The 15,623-nt window shown below is 48.3% G+C and carries 14 protein-coding genes; 5 read left to right on the plus strand and 9 right to left on the minus strand.

Going from position 1 to position 15,623, the window contains the following annotated elements; genetic code table 11:
• Window positions 1-21: 21 nt before the first annotated feature.
• Together lgt and hprK are read right to left on the minus strand one after the other, a co-directional pair.
• Window positions 22-840 carry a prolipoprotein diacylglyceryl transferase gene (lgt, locus tag N288_RS20175; RefSeq protein ID WP_022544384.1) on the minus strand — a complete coding sequence of 273 codons (819 nt, stop codon included), beginning with the start codon at window positions 838-840 and terminating at the stop codon, window positions 22-24.
• A 57-nt stretch (window positions 841-897) separates the two neighbouring features.
• Window positions 898-1,827, minus strand: coding sequence for an HPr(Ser) kinase/phosphatase (gene hprK / locus N288_RS20180; RefSeq protein ID WP_009793047.1), 930 nt, complete (start codon window positions 1,825-1,827; stop codon window positions 898-900).
• A 247-nt stretch (window positions 1,828-2,074) separates the two neighbouring features.
• Between hprK and nagA the strand changes: the two genes are divergently transcribed.
• The 5 genes from nagA (at window position 2,075) to N288_RS25735 (ending at window position 5,954) form a co-directional block, all read left to right on the plus strand.
• Window positions 2,075-3,250 (plus strand): N-acetylglucosamine-6-phosphate deacetylase, encoded by a 1,176-nt coding sequence (nagA, locus tag N288_RS20185; RefSeq protein WP_009793046.1) that lies wholly within the window; start codon window positions 2,075-2,077, stop codon window positions 3,248-3,250.
• The gene (gene nagB / locus N288_RS20190) at window positions 3,250-3,975 is read left to right on the plus strand and encodes a glucosamine-6-phosphate deaminase (protein ID WP_022544385.1); all 726 of its coding nucleotides are present in this window, start codon (window positions 3,250-3,252) and stop codon (window positions 3,973-3,975) included. Before nagA ends, nagB begins: the two co-directional genes overlap by 1 nt.
• 12 nt (window positions 3,976-3,987) lie before the next feature.
• Window positions 3,988-4,713, plus strand: a complete 726-nt coding sequence (locus tag N288_RS20195; protein ID WP_009793044.1) for a GntR family transcriptional regulator — start codon at window positions 3,988-3,990, stop codon at window positions 4,711-4,713.
• A gap of 588 nt (window positions 4,714-5,301) precedes the next feature.
• Window positions 5,302-5,613 carry an N-acetylmuramoyl-L-alanine amidase gene (locus N288_RS20200; RefSeq protein WP_022544386.1) on the plus strand — a complete coding sequence of 104 codons (312 nt, stop codon included), beginning with the start codon at window positions 5,302-5,304 and terminating at the stop codon, window positions 5,611-5,613.
• A 44-nt stretch (window positions 5,614-5,657) separates the two neighbouring features.
• Window positions 5,658-5,954: an N-acetylmuramoyl-L-alanine amidase gene (locus N288_RS25735; protein WP_269147788.1), complete on the plus strand. Its 297-nt coding sequence runs from the start codon at window positions 5,658-5,660 to the stop codon at window positions 5,952-5,954.
• Window positions 5,955-6,713: 759 nt separating this feature from the next.
• Here N288_RS25735 and N288_RS20205 read toward each other — a convergent pair.
• The 7 genes from N288_RS20205 to uvrB all read right to left on the minus strand — a co-directional run bounded on the left by N288_RS20205 (window position 6,714) and on the right by uvrB (window position 15,123).
• Window positions 6,714-7,070 (minus strand): phage holin family protein, encoded by a 357-nt coding sequence (locus tag N288_RS20205; RefSeq protein ID WP_009793038.1) that lies wholly within the window; start codon window positions 7,068-7,070, stop codon window positions 6,714-6,716.
• 65 nt (window positions 7,071-7,135) lie between these two features.
• Window positions 7,136-8,254, minus strand: a complete 1,119-nt coding sequence (locus tag N288_RS20210) for a DUF4097 family beta strand repeat-containing protein (RefSeq protein ID WP_009793037.1) — start codon at window positions 8,252-8,254, stop codon at window positions 7,136-7,138.
• Window positions 8,255-8,281: 27 nt separating this feature from the next.
• Window positions 8,282-8,602: a DUF4870 domain-containing protein gene (locus N288_RS20215; RefSeq protein WP_009793036.1), complete on the minus strand. Its 321-nt coding sequence runs from the start codon at window positions 8,600-8,602 to the stop codon at window positions 8,282-8,284.
• Between the two features lie 400 nt (window positions 8,603-9,002).
• The gene (locus N288_RS20220) at window positions 9,003-9,329 is read right to left on the minus strand and encodes a hypothetical protein (protein ID WP_009793035.1); all 327 of its coding nucleotides are present in this window, start codon (window positions 9,327-9,329) and stop codon (window positions 9,003-9,005) included.
• 81 nt (window positions 9,330-9,410) lie between these two features.
• Window positions 9,411-10,130, minus strand: coding sequence for an SGNH/GDSL hydrolase family protein (locus N288_RS20225; protein WP_009793034.1), 720 nt, complete (start codon window positions 10,128-10,130; stop codon window positions 9,411-9,413).
• 126 nt (window positions 10,131-10,256) lie between these two features.
• Window positions 10,257-13,136: an excinuclease ABC subunit UvrA gene (gene uvrA / locus N288_RS20230; RefSeq protein WP_009793033.1), complete on the minus strand. Its 2,880-nt coding sequence runs from the start codon at window positions 13,134-13,136 to the stop codon at window positions 10,257-10,259.
• A 7-nt stretch (window positions 13,137-13,143) separates the two neighbouring features.
• Window positions 13,144-15,123: an excinuclease ABC subunit UvrB gene (gene uvrB / locus N288_RS20235; protein WP_009793032.1), complete on the minus strand. Its 1,980-nt coding sequence runs from the start codon at window positions 15,121-15,123 to the stop codon at window positions 13,144-13,146.
• Window positions 15,124-15,623: the final 500 nt, after the last annotated feature.

The following is a 15,623-nucleotide window of genomic DNA, read 5'->3' on the forward strand; positions in this document are numbered from 1 at the left end:
CTTTGTTTTTATGCTATGAGTTTAAGCACTCTTATCCAAATACCTTTTATCTGCATAGCCCTTTGTTCTTCTGATAACGATGAGCACTATGGCCCCGATGACCAGGACGATGGATATAAACTGCGCCATGCGGAGACTCTCAGTCAGCATCAGGCTGTCCGTCCTCATCCCTTCAACGAAAAAGCGGCCGATGCTGTACCAGATCACATACGTAAGGAAAAGCTCGCCCCTGCGCAGATTTACTCTTCTTAAAGACAGCAGGATAATAAATCCGGCTATATTCCATAATGATTCATACAGGAAGGTCGGGTGGTAATACGTTCCGTTTATGTACATCTGATTTATGATGAACTCCGGAAGATGAAGATTTTCCAAAAACGAACGTGTCACTTCACGGCCATGTGCTTCCTGATTCATAAAGTTGCCCCAGCGGCCGATGGCCTGGCCAAGGATGATGCTCGGCGCGGTGATGTCAGCCAGCTGCCAGAAAGAAATGCCTTTTTTCTTCGCAAAAACATACGCAGTGATGACAGAGCCGATCAGTGCCCCGTGTATAGCGATTCCGCCATGCCAGATCTTTATGATTTCGGCAGGGTTTTGTGCATAATAGTCCCATTCAAAAATGACATAATACAGCCTTGCAGACAAAATTGCGATCGGAATCGCCCACAGCATCAGATCAGCAAACAATTCCTTCTGCAGCCCGCGCTTTTCCCCTTCGCGCATGGCCAGCCATAAAGCAAGCGCAATCCCCGTACCGATGATCAGCCCGTACCAGTGAACCTGGATGGGACCGAGCGAAAAAGCAATCGGATCAAGCGGCTGGATATTTTCTTCCATAATCATTCTCCTTTTTGAAGAATCCCCTTACAGAAACTCTCTATTTATTTGGGTATACTAGTCGTTGTCCCCGTCCTCGATCACATCAGAAAGGCGGCTTGTAAATTGTTCTGCGGCATTGACGCCCATTCGCTTCAAGCGGAAATTCATCGCCGCCACTTCAATGATGACAGCCAGGTTCCGCCCCGGACGGACCGGGATGGTCAGCCTTGTGATATCTGTGTCAATGATCTTCATTTTCTCTTCATCAAGGCCAAGACGGTCATATTGTTTTTTCTGATCCCACAGCTCAAGATTCATAACGAGGGAAATGCGTTTATTGCTGCGGACAGCACCTGCACCGAACAAGGTCATCACATTGATGATGCCCAGTCCCCTGATTTCAAGCAAGTGCTCAATCAGTTCCGGCGAAGTACCGACAAGATAATCTTCATCTTCCTGGCGGATTTCCACGCAGTCGTCAGCAACAAGGCGGTGGCCTCTTTTCACAAGCTCAAGGGCCGTTTCACTTTTACCGACGCCGCTCTTGCCCGTAATGAGCACGCCAACTCCGTATATATCGACTAGCACGCCATGCACCGCGGTCGTCGGGGCCAGCTTGCTTTCAAGGAAATTTGTCAAAAGGCCGGAGAACCTCGTCGTTTTCTGCTTGGAACGCATGACAGGCACCGCTTCCCTTTCCGAAGCCTCAATCAGCCCTTCCGGCACTTCCATATCCCTTGTAATGATGATGCCTGGCGTGATATCAGTGCAGAGGGATTCCATCCTGTTCTGCCTGTCTGCATCACTCAGCTTTTCCGCAAAGCTCATCTCTGTCTTCCCTATAAGCTGGATGCGCTCTGCAGGGTAATAGTCGAAAAAGCCCGCCATTTCAAGCCCGGGTCTGGAAATATCACTGGTGGTAATCGGACGGCTGATCCCTTCCTCCCCGCTGATCAGCTCTAAATTAAATTTCTCAATGATGTCTTTTGTTCGCACTTTTGCCACGCTGTTGTCCTCCTTTTGCGGAATGCGCCTGATAAGGTCTATTATAATGAATGGTTTCTTTCGATTGGAGAAACTAGACAATAAAGTTTCATCTTATTGTAGCATTTTTCCCCGCAGAACCAAATTGTGCTATCTGATTTTTTCAAAAACCTTTACATAAAGGATACAAAATTGGTATAGACAACTATATGTGTTTATTTTATCATGGAAATATAAAATATCAGGATTCAGAACGGAGATGTGAGGCATGAGTTCCCTACTTTTAAAAAACAGCAGAGTGCTGACAGAGGATGGAATAATTGATAAAGGATATATATTGGTTGAAGACGGCAGGATTAAAAGCTTCGGCCCGGCGGAAGAGCTTGGCGGCCAGTCTGCAGACAAGACGATAGAGCTGGATGCCGGTGCAACCCTGGCGCCGGGCTTTATTGACCTTCATATCCACGGTGCAGGCGGGGCCGATACGATGGACAGCACACCTGAAGCATTACAGACAATAGCCCGGACCCTTCCCGCCGAAGGGACGACAAGCTTCCTCGCGACCACCATTACACAGGAAAGATCCTTGATCGAAAAGGCATTGGCAAATGCAGCGGCATACAAGCCGGAAGGATTTGAGGCCGAAATGCTCGGCATCCACCTGGAAGGCCCATTCATCAACGAAAAACGAAAAGGCGCCCAGCCGCTCGAGCATATCCTGAAAAGTGATGTCGAGTTATTCAAGGCTTGGCAGGAAAAATCCGGACAGCTGATCAGGCTCGTCACCCTTGCACCTGAACTAGAGGGCGGAAAAGAGCTGGTCCGCCATCTGGCCGAAACAGGCGTTATCGCTTCCATCGGGCATTCTGATGCTGACTATGAAGAAGTCAGGGAGGCTGTCGAAGCAGGTGCGACCCATGTAACCCACCTGTTCAATGGCATGAAGGGACTTCATCACCGTGAACCAGGCACAGCAGGCGCAGCTCTCCTCTTCAAAGAACTGATTGTGGAAATGATTGCAGATGGAGTCCATGTGCGTCCAGAAATGATCAAACTTGCATTGAACAGCAAAGGCATGGACGGAATGGTGCTGATCACCGACTCAATGAGGGCAAAATGCCTGAAAAACGGCACCTATGATCTCGGCGGCCAGGATGTTACTGTCAAGGATGGGATGGCCTTGCTTGAGGACGGCACACTGGCGGGAAGCATCCTGAGAATGAAAGACTCTGTTAAAAATATGACCAAGTTCGCGGATATCACATTGGCTGAGGCAGTCAAGCTCGCCAGCGAAAATCCGGCAAAGCAGCTGAAAGTATTCGACCGCAAAGGCAGCATTGCAGAAGGAAAAGATGCAGATCTTACTGTACTGAACGAAAACATGGACATCGTACTGACGATCTGCCGCGGAAAAGTCGCATATAATCATTTGGAGGTAGAATGATGAAAATCGTCCAAGCAAAGAACTACCAGGATATGAGCTCGATTGCCTGCCAGATCATCCTGGAAAAAATCAAATCGGCTCCTTCCCTCACACTGGGCCTTGCAACCGGCAGCACACCGAAAGGGCTTTATGATTGCTTAGCAGCAGATTATAAGGAAAACCGGACTTCTTATAAAAATATCCATACCGCCAATCTTGATGAATATATCGGCCTCCCGAAGGAAGATAAAAACAGCTATCATACCTTCATGAATGAAAACCTGTTCAAGCATATCGATATACCTTTGAGCCAGACTTATATTCCGAATGGCCTGGCTGCTGACCTGACAGAGGAATGCAGGCGCTATGACAGGCAGATCAAAATGCTTGGCGGAATTGACCTTCAGGTGCTTGGCATCGGCCAGAACGGCCATATCGGCTTCAACGAACCAGGAACCCCCTTTTCAAGCAGGACCCATGTCGTAGACCTTGATAAAAGCACAATCGAAGCAAACAGCCGATTTTTCTCCAGCATAGAAGAAGTTCCGAACCAGGCCATCACAATGGGCATTGCCTCTATCCTGGACAGCAGGGAAATCCTGCTGCTTGCTTCCGGAAAATCAAAGGCCGAAGCAGTCTATCATCTATTGAACGGAAAGCCGGATGAAAAATTCCCTGCCTCCGCCCTCCAGCTGCATCCGCAAGTGACAATCGTGGCTGACGCAGAGGCACTGCAAAAGGTATAAGGAGACATTCATATGATTGATAAAAATTCACCGATCCCTATTTATCATCAGCTGGAAGAACAGTTGAAAAAGCAGATCAGGGAAGGCCTCCTGCAGGAAGAAGAAGCCATCCCATCTGAACGGGAATATGCCGAGCAGTTCCAGATCAGCAGGATGACCGTCAGGCAGGCCATCAGCAATCTTGTGAGGGAAGGCCTCCTATATCGGGAAAAAGGCCGCGGCACATTCGTCAACAAACAAAAAGTAGAGCAGGAGCTTCAGGGGCTAACAAGTTTCACGGAGGATATGCAGATGCGCGGGATGAAGCCGAGCAGCCGCACCCTTTCCTTCCAGACACTGCCGGCTCCAGGCGGCATAGCATCACGCCTCCAGATTGCCGAGGGCAGCCCAGTCTATGAAATCTCCAGGATCCGCCTGGCCGACGGACTCCCCATGGCACTGGAAACCAACTATATCCCTGAAGCGCTCATGCCCGGCCTGACCGAAGAGGACCTGGGCCATTCCCTTTACGAATACGCTGAAAACCGCCTATCCCTGTCCATTGCAGAAGCAGAACAGGAAATCGAAGCAGCCGGCGCCAAAAACCGGGAGGCAGGACTTCTCTCCATACAAGAAGGCTCCCCCATCCTCCTCATCCTCCGCACAACCCGGCTCTCCGACGGTACCCCCTTCGAATTCGTCCAATCGGCATACCGTGCTGACAGGTATAAATTTATTCATACAATGCGGAGGGTGTGAGGGTTCAGCGGTTATTAAATCAGTATAGAATGGGGAGGATGTGCTTCTTCATGTGGGCGGGTTAAGTTACTCAACTCGGAATGCTGTCATATTGAAGGGAGTTTAAGGGAGCCTTTGAAAGCAGCTTTAGGTTGCCCAATCAATTTTCAGAAGCTCTGTTGATCGGAGTGGAAGGCACGTAGACTCCTGCGGGAAATAGCGGAAAAGTTGAGACCCCACAGCGCGCAGCGCGAGGAGGCTCAACTCCGCCCCGCGGAAAGCGAAGTGCCTGCAGCGCAGATCAACAGCCCCATTCAAAGAGAGCAAAGGTCTCCCTTTTGCTAATGCAAATAAATTCTAAAAACCCTGTTGATCGGAGTGGAAGGCACGAAGACTCCTGCGGGATTGCAGCGGCAAAGCTGACACCCCGCAAGAGCTCGCTCTGAGGAGGCTCAGCGCCGCGGAAAGTGAAGTGCCTGGAACGCAGATCAACAGACTACATCCAAAGAACCAAACTACATAGTTCCTAAAATTTTTTCTCCCTCACCATGTCCTAAATCCCCATTTTCCCCTATATAGTAAATGAACAAATCATTAGGAGGGAAACAAATGAAAATCATACTCGACGCAGGACACGGCTACGAAACCCCTGGAAAAAGAAGCCCCGACGGCTTCAGAGAATACGAATTCAACCGCCAGGCCGCCCACCACTGCCGCAAACTCCTCGAACAGGCCGGATTAACCGTCATGGACTCTCATTCCGACGAATGGGACATCCCATTATCCGAAAGAACCGGAATGGCCAACCGCTGGAAAGCAGACTGCTATGTCTCCATCCACGCCAACGCCTACGGAACAGGCTGGAACAGCGCAAACGGAATCGAAACATACGTCCACACCCCCGCCCTGCAGAAGCAGTAAAGCTAGCCCAATCCGTCCAGGCACAGCTCGTAAAAGAAACCGGCCTGGCCGACCGCGGCGTCAAAACTGCGGACTTCCATGTACTAAGAAAAACCACCATGACAGCCATCCTCATCGAATGCGGATTCATGACCAATAAAACAGAATGCAGGCTGCTGCAATCCAAAGAATACCAGCAGCTCTGCGGAGAAACCATCGGCATGGCACTCCTATCATTTTACAAACCAGCCGGCGGCCTCTACAAAGTCCAGGCCGGAGCCTTCTCCCAACTAACAAACGCCCAATCCCTCGCCGGAAAACTAAGAGAAAACGGGGTACCGGCTTATATTACTTATTCCTAGGAATCAAAATAAAGAGCGGGCCCACATGGGAAGACCCGCTCTTCTCAGTAGAAAAAGGGTACGGTGTTAGGAACTTCGGCACCCTTCAAACTTTACATCTATTTATTACATCTAACTGTGTAGTTAATGGTTATACGACTGCTAGGAGTGCCAATAAAGTTTAAAACCCTGTTGATTGGAGTGGAAGGCACGTAGACTCCTGCGGGAAATAGCGGCAAAGCTGAGACCCCGCAAGAGCTCGCTCTGAGGAGGCTCAGCGCCGCCCCGCGGAAAGCGAAGTGCCTGGAACGCAGATCAACAGCCCCAAATCAAAGGGAGCATGGGTCTCTTTCTATGATCTTATGCACCACATAAATTTTAAAAACCCTATTGACCGGAGTGGAAGGCACGCAGACTCCTGCGGGAAATAACGGCAGAGCTGAGACCCCGCAAGAGCTTGCTCTGAGGAGGCTCAACTCCGCCACGCGGAAAGCGAAGTGCCTGCAGCGCAGATCAACAGCCTCATTTAAGGAGGGGTTGTAGTCTCTCCTTTTTACTAATGCAAATAAATTCTAAAAACCCTGTTGACCGGAGTGGAAGGCACGCAGACTCCTGCGGGAGATAGCGGCAAAGCTGAGACCCCGCAAGAGCTTGCTCTGAGGAGGCTCAGCGCCGCCCCGCGGAAAGCGAAGTGCCTGCAGCGCAGATCAACAGCCCCATTAACAGCAGCAACCTAACTATTTTTCATAAAAAGACGGGCTTATGGCCCGCCCTCTTTAGCTAGTTTTCCTTCCGATCCATAACCGTCCTCTGAATAACCAAATTAACAACCGCCATAATCACAGCCACCAAAAAAGCCATCCCAAACCCATCTATCTCAAAAGAGCTCCCCATAATCCCGTCAGTCAGAAGCAAAGTAACAGCATTGATAACAAATAAAAACAAGCCAAGCGACAAAAGCGTCACAGGCAAAGTCAAGATAATCAGAATCGGCCGCACCAGCACATTCAGCAGCGACAAAATGAAGCTTGCCCCCAATGCTGCACCAAAGCTTTCTAAATAAAACGAATCACGGAAAAATCCTGCCAAAGCGGCAAACAAAACAGCATTGATCAAGATGCCTATCAGCCATCTCACAGTCCATCACCTCTTTTATGGATAAAAGCCAGAAGCATCGCTTCTGGCCGCAGCTTATTCTTATATTATTTAACAAAATCACCAGTTTTAACAGCAATTGACCCTGTCTTGGTCTTAGCCCTCAGATCAATGGCAGCTGCAGGGTCTTTAACAGACTGAAATCTGAGCATTTTCTGCACCATTTCTGATTTTTCCTCTACTACCTGGATTCCATCCAGCTCAAGCTGGAAGCCTCCAAGATTGGTTCTCAGATCACCATTCACAGGCGTTCCGGATGGAAGATACACGTCGACTGTACCGGTGACAGCTTCCGCTTCGAGCCGTTCACATCTGTCGCCTTTAACATGAACCTGGATATTACCATTAAAAGATTGAAGATCAGCACTTTTATAATCACCAGCAACTTTTATCGCCCCATTAACGGTCTCTGCTTCAATATGATCCAGTGTGCTGCCAGTCACTGTAATCTGGCCATTTCCTGCCTCAGCTTCAAGATGGCTGGCATTAAGCTTATCCAGCGTAATTTTTCCGTTCGCTGACTTGACCTTCAGTTTTGTCACGGCCAGGTCGCTGCCTTCTACCGGCCCATTGAACATCCTGATTCGGATGCTGTCATACTGCTCCTTTGGAATATGCACAGCGGCCTCAACTTTCATCCACTTCTGCTGCGCAGAAAACAGCAGCCGGCCATTGTCCGCCGTAAAAAGGACATCCCTTAAAAAGTTCTGGCGGGCTTCATCTTGGGTTTCACCGCGGTACACCTTAGCCCGGCAGTCAATTCGGACATCATTCTGTTCCCAGGGAATCAGCGTCAGTTTCCCATTCGCCACTTCCATTTCAATTTCAGACAATCTGACATCGTTCTGCTGGAACACATGAGATATTTCAAATGCAGGGCCGAAATTGAAATCAAGATCGGCATCCTTAATCTTCTGGAAAGCAGTATCTACAAACTCAATGATTTTTTCTTTGGCATAGTGGAATTTATATTGGGCCGTGTCCTGCTGCTGTTTCTTCGCTTCTTCAAAATAGGTCTGGTTTCCCCATTCACTATGCAGCTTTTCTTCTTTTTTCTCCATCGTTTTCGACGCCTTTTCAAGCTCCTCAAGCAGAAGAAGTGCCTCCTCAGCACGCAGGCTTCCGTCCTCGACCATTTTTAAAATCCTTTTTCTTTCATCTTTCATGTTATTGCCTCCTCGATATAGTATTCACTATTCACTTGCAGCCAATATCTGAACGCCTTTGACAATATTCCAGACTACAACAATCAAGCTAAGAATTACGGAAAGGCCGATTCCAATCAGGAAAAAGACCGGAACTTCGTTTGGATTGGAAAAAATCTCAAAAGGGATGGCCAGAAAAATGACCGGCAGCGCAATCAAAGGGATCAGATGCGACAAAAATGCCTTTTTAGCATGCACTTTTACAAAAGGATTTTCAGATGCAAAGAAAACCACGAGCGGAAAAATAAATCCTGCAAAAAACACACTAAAATAACTTAATGCCGAAAGCACCTTTTTAGAATCCATCATTTTCAACTCCTTGATAATACTTACGCACGGGCGCTTTAAAAGTTTCACTGAAGCTGAAAATAATGAGCTGAATCATGATTTATAAAAAAGGAAAGAAATGAAAGAATTCGTAGTACTTTCATAAAATTAACCCTAAAAGAGGATAAATTAATGTACGTTTGCAGTATCGTAATACCTGGAGTAATATTTATTAGCAGCTTTTTCTTTTTATTAGCAAGTTTCCCAATATATTAGCAACTTTTTCTTTTTATTAGCAAGTTTCCCGATATATTAGCAACTTTTTCATTTTATTAGCAACTAGCATCATACTGTGTTCCTGACCCGAACCAACAGCTTCGCCTGCTCCAGTTCTACAAAAAAAAGAAGCACTGCTTTCCCCAGTGCCTCTTCTTATAAAGCCTTAAACCGTTTTCGCTGCTCCCTTCCTGCATACTTCATCAATTTTATGGACAAACATCTGAAATACCTTGCGCTTTTCTTCCAAATCCCGGATTGAGCCCTTCAGCTCATTATATTTTTCCTCAAATGGGCGGTGGTACTGCTCGCGGATGGTTTCAATGATCTCATCATTGACCGTTGATTGTATAACCTGCTTTGTTATCCCGTATTTGTATGTATACACCTGCAATTCCCTTTTGACCTCTTCATAATCCTGATTGATCTGGTCCAACACCTTGGAAATATCTTCTTTCCATTCATTAAGGGAATCTTCGATATAAGAATGCATGGGCTGCCCCCCTGAAACTCTTTTTCTTTATTATAAAGGCTGCAGTTTACAGCCCTTTTTCTTTTCGTTTACAGAGTGGTGTCAATCTTCCTGCAGCCTGGCATATTCCTTGGCAACCCGGTCTGCAATCAGGTCATATCCGCGGTCATTGGGATGCAGGGAATCATAGAAAAAGAGATTTTTCTCCTTGCCCTTAAACAAATCGTCAGTAGGAACCCATCTTACCTGATGATGGCTCGCAGCTGCTGCTTTTACTTTCTCGTTCCAGCCCTCTATGATGCTGCCGATTTTTTCATTGCCTGGATAGGGATTATAGAGGCCAAGCAAAAGGATTGGACTCTCAGGATTGTTCCGCTCTGTCCACCGGACTATTTCTTCCAGGTTTCCTCTATAAACTTCTTCTGCCTTCTTAAGCCTTTCTTTGTGTAGTGGTGCCAGATCCCCGCCATTTGCATGAAGCAGGTCATTTGTGCCGATAAAAATGATGATTGTGTCTGCCTCCTGCACCTCTTTTAAAACAGCCGGGGTATTCAGCTGTTTTTTGACGTTCAGTGTATCCTGTCCATAAATTCCAAAGTTTTCAACTTCAACGTTTTCCTCATAAATCTTGTCCAATCTTCCCTCAAGCCTTCCGGTATACCCTTTTCCGTTTTTATCGCCATACCCATAGGTGAGAGAATCCCCGAGTGCCACGATTTCTTTCTCGCCATCATGCGAAACAGTATTTTTTGCCTGAATGGCGACAGCAGAGCCAATTAACAGTATAAAGCCGATAATAATCCAAATATATTTTTTCATCATGAACCTTCCTTTTCTGATTAAGGTTCATTTACCCGATTCAGCGGGAGGCAATCTGGCAATATTCAGCAGGAATTCCATCATCCTAAAAAAGCGAGCCCGCAGTAATTGCGGAACTCGCTTTTGGGTTTATGCTTTTGATACGCTTGTTTCTCTTTCTTTGACCAGCTTCTGCATGCGAATACGGTCTCTGTCCAGGATTGGCTTTAGATATTTGCCGGTATAAGAGCCTTCTGCTTCAGCCACTTTTTCCGGGGTGCCCTGGGCAATGATGGTTCCGCCTTTATCGCCGCCTTCTGGCCCAAGATCGACAATATAGTCGGCAGCCTTGATGACATCGAGATTATGCTCGATGACCAGGACTGTATCCCCGTTTTCAACAAGCCGCTGCAATACAGTGAGCAGCCTGGAGATATCATCGACATGCAGTCCGGTCGTCGGTTCATCCAGTATATAGAAAGAGCGGCCGGTTGACCTGCGGTGCAGCTCTGAAGCCAGCTTCACACGCTGAGCCTCCCCTCCGGACAATGTGGTTGCCGGCTGGCCGAGCGTGATATAGCCCAGGCCAACATCATAGATTGTCTGGAGCTTTCGGCTGATTTTTGGAATATTTTCAAAGAATTCAAGTGCATCCTCGACTGTCATATCAAGGATATCTGATATATTTCTCCCTTTATACTTAACTTCAAGAGTTTCGCGGTTATAGCGTTTCCCGTGGCAGACCTCGCATGGGACATACACATCAGGAAGGAAATGCATCTCAATCTTAATGATTCCGTCTCCCCGGCATGCCTCGCATCTTCCGCCTTTAACGTTAAAGCTGAAGCGTCCCTTCTTATATCCGCGGACCTTTGCTTCATTCGTAGAGGCGAAAACATCGCGGATATCATCAAAGACACCGGTATAGGTGGCCGGATTGGAACGCGGTGTACGTCCAATCGGCGACTGGTCGATGTCAATGACCTTATCAAGATGCTCAATTCCTTTGACATCTTTATGCTCGCCTGGCTTTGTTTTGGCTTTATGGAGCTTTTGCGCCAGGGTTTTATGAAGTATTTCATTGATCAGCGTACTTTTTCCTGATCCTGATACACCAGTGACGGCAGTAAACGTGCCAAGCGGGAATTTGACATTTACGTTTTTCAGGTTGTTTTCCTGTGCACCCTTGATTTCAATGAAGCGCCCATCGCTTTTTCTCCGTTCAAGCGGCAGCGGGATAAACTTCTTCCCTGACAAATACTGGCCGGTCAAGGAATTCGGATCATCCATTACCTCTGCCGGTGTCCCCTGGGAAACAATCTGGCCGCCGTGGACGCCGGCTCCCGGGCCGACATCGATAAGGTAGTCGGCTGCAATCATCGTATCCTCATCATGTTCAACAACTATGAGCGTATTCCCGATATCACGCATATTCTTGAGCGTATCGATCAGCCTGTCATTGTCGCGCTGGTGAAGGCCGATTGACGGCTCGTCCAGGATATACAGGACACCGGTCAGGCGGGAGCCGATCTGAGTGGCAAGACGGATGCGCTGAGCTTCCCCTCCTGAAAGCGTGCCTGCTGCCCGGCTTAGTGTCAGATAGTCCAGTCCCACATTGATCAGGAATCCGAGCCTTTCTTTTATCTCCCTAAGAATCAGGTTGGCAATCTGCCTTTCTTTCTCAGAGAGAATCACATGTTCAAAAAAGTCTTCTGCCTCTTCAATGGACAATGATGTAATCTTTCCAATATGCTCCCCTGCAATCAGGACAGCAAGACTTTCCTGTTTCAGGCGGTTTCCTTTACAGGCCGGGCAAGGGTGCTGGGCCATATACTTTTCCATCTGTTCGCGGATATAGTCAGAGCTTGTTTCCTTGAAGCGCCTTTCCACATTGCGGATCACACCCTCAAACTCAATAAAGTTTTCCCTTACCTGGCCAAAGTCGTTTTCATAGCGGAAATAGATTTTTTCCCCTTTTGCTCCGTAAAGAAGCTTATCAAGCAAATGCTTCGGTATATCCTGTACAGGCATATCCATGTCAATCCCCAAATGGCTGCTGACTGCCTCAAGCAGCTGCGGATAATACTGGGAGCTTGTCGGCTCCCATGGTGCGATGGCATGCTGTCTTAAAGATAGTCCGCGGTTTGGGATGACAAGGTCAACATCCACTTCAAGCTTGCTGCCAAGACCATCGCAGGATGGGCAGGCGCCGAATGGGCTGTTGAAGGAGAACATCCTCGGTTCAAGCTCGCCGATGGAGAAGCCGCAGTGCGGGCAGGCATGGTTTTCGCTGAAGAGGAGCTCTTCCTCTCCGATTACATCAATGATGACTTTGCCTTCACCGAGCTTAAGCGCCGTTTCAAGGGAGTCAGCCAGCCTTGCTGCTACGCCCTCTTTCACGACCACGCGGTCAATGACCACTTGTATGCTGTGTTTCTTATTTTTTTCCAATGTGATGTCTTCGCCCAGGTCATGCATTTCGCCGTTGACTCTGACACGGACATAGCCTTGCTTTTTCACATCCTCAAGAACCTTGACGTGGGTCCCCTTCCTGCCCTCAACGACCGGAGCGAGGACCTGCATCTTCGTTCTTTCCGGATATTCCATGATCCTGTCGACCATCTGCTCGATTGTCTGGGAGGATATCTCCACATTATGGATCGGGCATGTCGGACGGCCGACCCTGGCGAACAGCAGCCTCAGATAATCATAGATTTCCGTCACGGTGCCGACAGTCGATCTTGGGTTCCTGCTTGTTGTTTTCTGGTCGATGGAGATTGCCGGCGACAGCCCTTCTATGGCATCGACATCAGGCTTATCCATCTGGCCGAGGAACTGGCGCGCATAGGCGGAAAGAGATTCCACATAGCGGCGCTGCCCCTCTGCATATATCGTATCAAAGGCCAAGGATGACTTCCCGGATCCGGAAAGCCCCGTCAGCACCACAAGCTTATCCCTCGGGATGGTGACATCAATATCCTTCAGGTTATGGGCCCTGGCGCCTTTTACAATCAGTTTTTCCATTGCCATCAGTTCGTCATCCTTCCGCTTTCAGCTCTAATAATAGATCACGAAGCTCGGCCGCCCGCTCGAAATTGAGCGCCTTGGCAGCTTCCTTCATTTCCTTTTCCATATTTGCGATCAGTTTGTCGCGTTCTTTCTTCGTCATTTTTGCCGGTTTGGCTGGTGCAGCATAGTCGGCCTGCTCCTCGGCAGCATGGGTGGCGCGGATCACATCGCGGATTTCCTTCTGGATCGTCTGCGGTGTGATGCCGTGCTCCTCATTATAAGCTTCCTGGATTTCCCGGCGCCTTTTCGTCTCGCTGATCGCCAGCTCCATTGAATTGGTGATCTTGTCTGCGTACATGATGACATGGCCGGAAGCATTCCGGGCCGCGCGCCCGATTGTCTGGATGAGGGACCTCTCTGAACGGAGGAAGCCCTCTTTATCTGCATCAAGTATGCTGACAAGGGAAACCTCCGGTATGTCGAGCCCCTCCCTCAGGAGATTGATCCCGATCAGTACATCATATTTTCCTAGGCGGAGCTCACGGATGATCTCAATCCGCTCCAGCGTCTTGACCTCTGAATGGAGATATTGCACCTTTATGCCGATTTCCTTCAGATAGTCGGTCAAGTCCTCTGACATTTTTTTCGTCAAGGTCGTAATGAGGACCCTCTCATTCTTCTTTACCCGATCATTGATTTCGCCAATCAGGTCATCAATCTGTCCTTCGATCGGGCGCACCTCGATCGTCGGATCAAGCAGCCCTGTCGGCCGGATGATCTGCTGGACCATTTCCGGCGTATGCTCTATTTCATATGGACCCGGGGTTGCGGAAACATATACAATCTGATTGATATGCTTTTCGAATTCCGGGAAGGTGAGCGGCCTGTTATCCATCGCGGATGGCAGCCTGAATCCATGATCCACAAGGACTGATTTCCTGGCCTGGTCCCCGTTGAACATCCCCCTGACCTGAGGGATCGTTACATGTGATTCATCGACGACCATCAGGAAATCGTCAGGGAAATAATCAAGCAGCGTATACGGCGTTGATCCGGCCGGACGGAGAGTCAGATGGCGCGAATAGTTCTCGATCCCTGAGCAAAAGCCCATTTCCCTCATCATCTCCAGGTCATAGCGCGTTCTCTGCTCCAGGCGCTGAGCCTCAAGAAGCTTGCCGTTTTCACGCATTTCCTCCAGGCGCTCTTCCAATTCCTTTTCGATATTCCCGATCGCAATTTTCATCTTTTCCTCGCGTGTTACGAAGTGGGAGGCCGGGAAGATGGCAACATGTTCGCGCTCGCCCATGATTTCTCCGGTCAGTGCATCCACCTCCCGGATCCGGTCAATCTCATCACCGAAGAATTCGACCCGCATGCAATGCTCATCCCGTGAAGCCGGGAAGATTTCCACCACATCGCCGCGGACTCTGAAGGTCCCCCTCCGGAAATCAATATCGTTCCGCTCATACTGGATATCAACAAGGCGGCGCAGAAGCTGGTTCCGCTCAATTTCCATCCCTGTCCTCAAAGAGAGAACAAGCTCCTTGTATTCCTCAGGTGAACCGAGGCCGTATATGCAGGAAACACTGGCGATGATGATAACGTCCTTCCGTTCAAAAAGCGAAGAAGTTGCTGAGTGGCGCAGCTTGTCAATCTCATCATTGATGCTTGCATCTTTTTCGATGAATGTATCTGTCTGGGGCACGTATGCCTCAGGCTGGTAGTAATCATAATAACTGACAAAATACTCTACAGCATTGTTCGGGAAAAAATCCTTGAACTCACTGTAAAGCTGCCCTGCCAGGGTTTTGTTATGGGCTATGACCAATGTAGGCTTGTTAACCTCTTTAATTACATTGGAAATGGTAAACGTCTTACCAGTACCAGTTGCACCCAGCAGGGTCTGGTGCCGCTTGCCGGAGCGGATGCCCTCGACAATCCTGCTGATGGCCTCTGGCTGATCGCCCTGCGGCGAATATTTTGAGACTAATTCAAATTGGTCCTTCACAAAAAAAGCCTCCTGTTCAAGAAGTTGATTTTAACATTTTATCTATATTTGCAGGCAGGCATACCAGTAAGCAAGCACCTTGCTTCTGTTGCCCCTGTTCTTTTAATGGTTAAGCGGTCCTGAATGCACGTGATGATCCCTGCTGAAGTTATATTATAGAAGAAAAAGGTCTGAAGCCTTGTACGAAGCTGAAAAACTCATATCCTCATTCTACCACAAAGCACATGAAAGAAACCAGGAATATGCGAACGGATATTCGTTTTTCATGAAATAGCATGTGATGAGTAAAAAGGCTCCTGCCAGGAACGGCTCGATTCCTGCCGAATAAAGGTTAATCAAACGTTTGATTAAATGGTGGACCGGCCCTTTAAAGCTGGAATATTTCCCGCGAAATATGTCGGCAGGAAATATGGATGGAGATGACAGCTGAAAGTCTTGCTTGCCAAATAAAATAACCTGCCCGATTAAAACCAGGCAGGTTTTTGAGAATCATTATAAAA

This window comes from Bacillus infantis NRRL B-14911, assembly GCF_000473245.1.
In the GTDB taxonomy this organism is placed as follows: Bacteria; Bacillota; Bacilli; order Bacillales; family Cytobacillaceae; genus Bacillus_AB; species Bacillus_AB infantis.

Coding starts and splice junctions, on each gene's coding strand:
- lgt (WP_022544384.1), bottom strand. CDS start 840: ATGGAAGAAAATATCCAGCCGCTTGATCCGATTGCTTTTTCGCTCGGT.
- nagA (WP_009793046.1), top strand. CDS start 2,075: ATGAGTTCCCTACTTTTAAAAAACAGCAGAGTGCTGACAGAGGATGGA.
- nagB (WP_022544385.1), top strand. CDS start 3,250: ATGAAAATCGTCCAAGCAAAGAACTACCAGGATATGAGCTCGATTGCC.
- N288_RS20195 (WP_009793044.1), top strand. CDS start 3,988: ATGATTGATAAAAATTCACCGATCCCTATTTATCATCAGCTGGAAGAA.
- N288_RS20200 (WP_022544386.1), top strand. CDS start 5,302: ATGAAAATCATACTCGACGCAGGACACGGCTACGAAACCCCTGGAAAA.
- N288_RS20210 (WP_009793037.1), bottom strand. CDS start 8,254: ATGAAAGATGAAAGAAAAAGGATTTTAAAAATGGTCGAGGACGGAAGC.
- N288_RS20215 (WP_009793036.1), bottom strand. CDS start 8,602: ATGATGGATTCTAAAAAGGTGCTTTCGGCATTAAGTTATTTTAGTGTG.
- N288_RS20220 (WP_009793035.1), bottom strand. CDS start 9,329: ATGCATTCTTATATCGAAGATTCCCTTAATGAATGGAAAGAAGATATT.
- N288_RS20225 (WP_009793034.1), bottom strand. CDS start 10,130: ATGATGAAAAAATATATTTGGATTATTATCGGCTTTATACTGTTAATT.
- uvrA (WP_009793033.1), bottom strand. CDS start 13,136: ATGGCAATGGAAAAACTGATTGTAAAAGGCGCCAGGGCCCATAACCTG.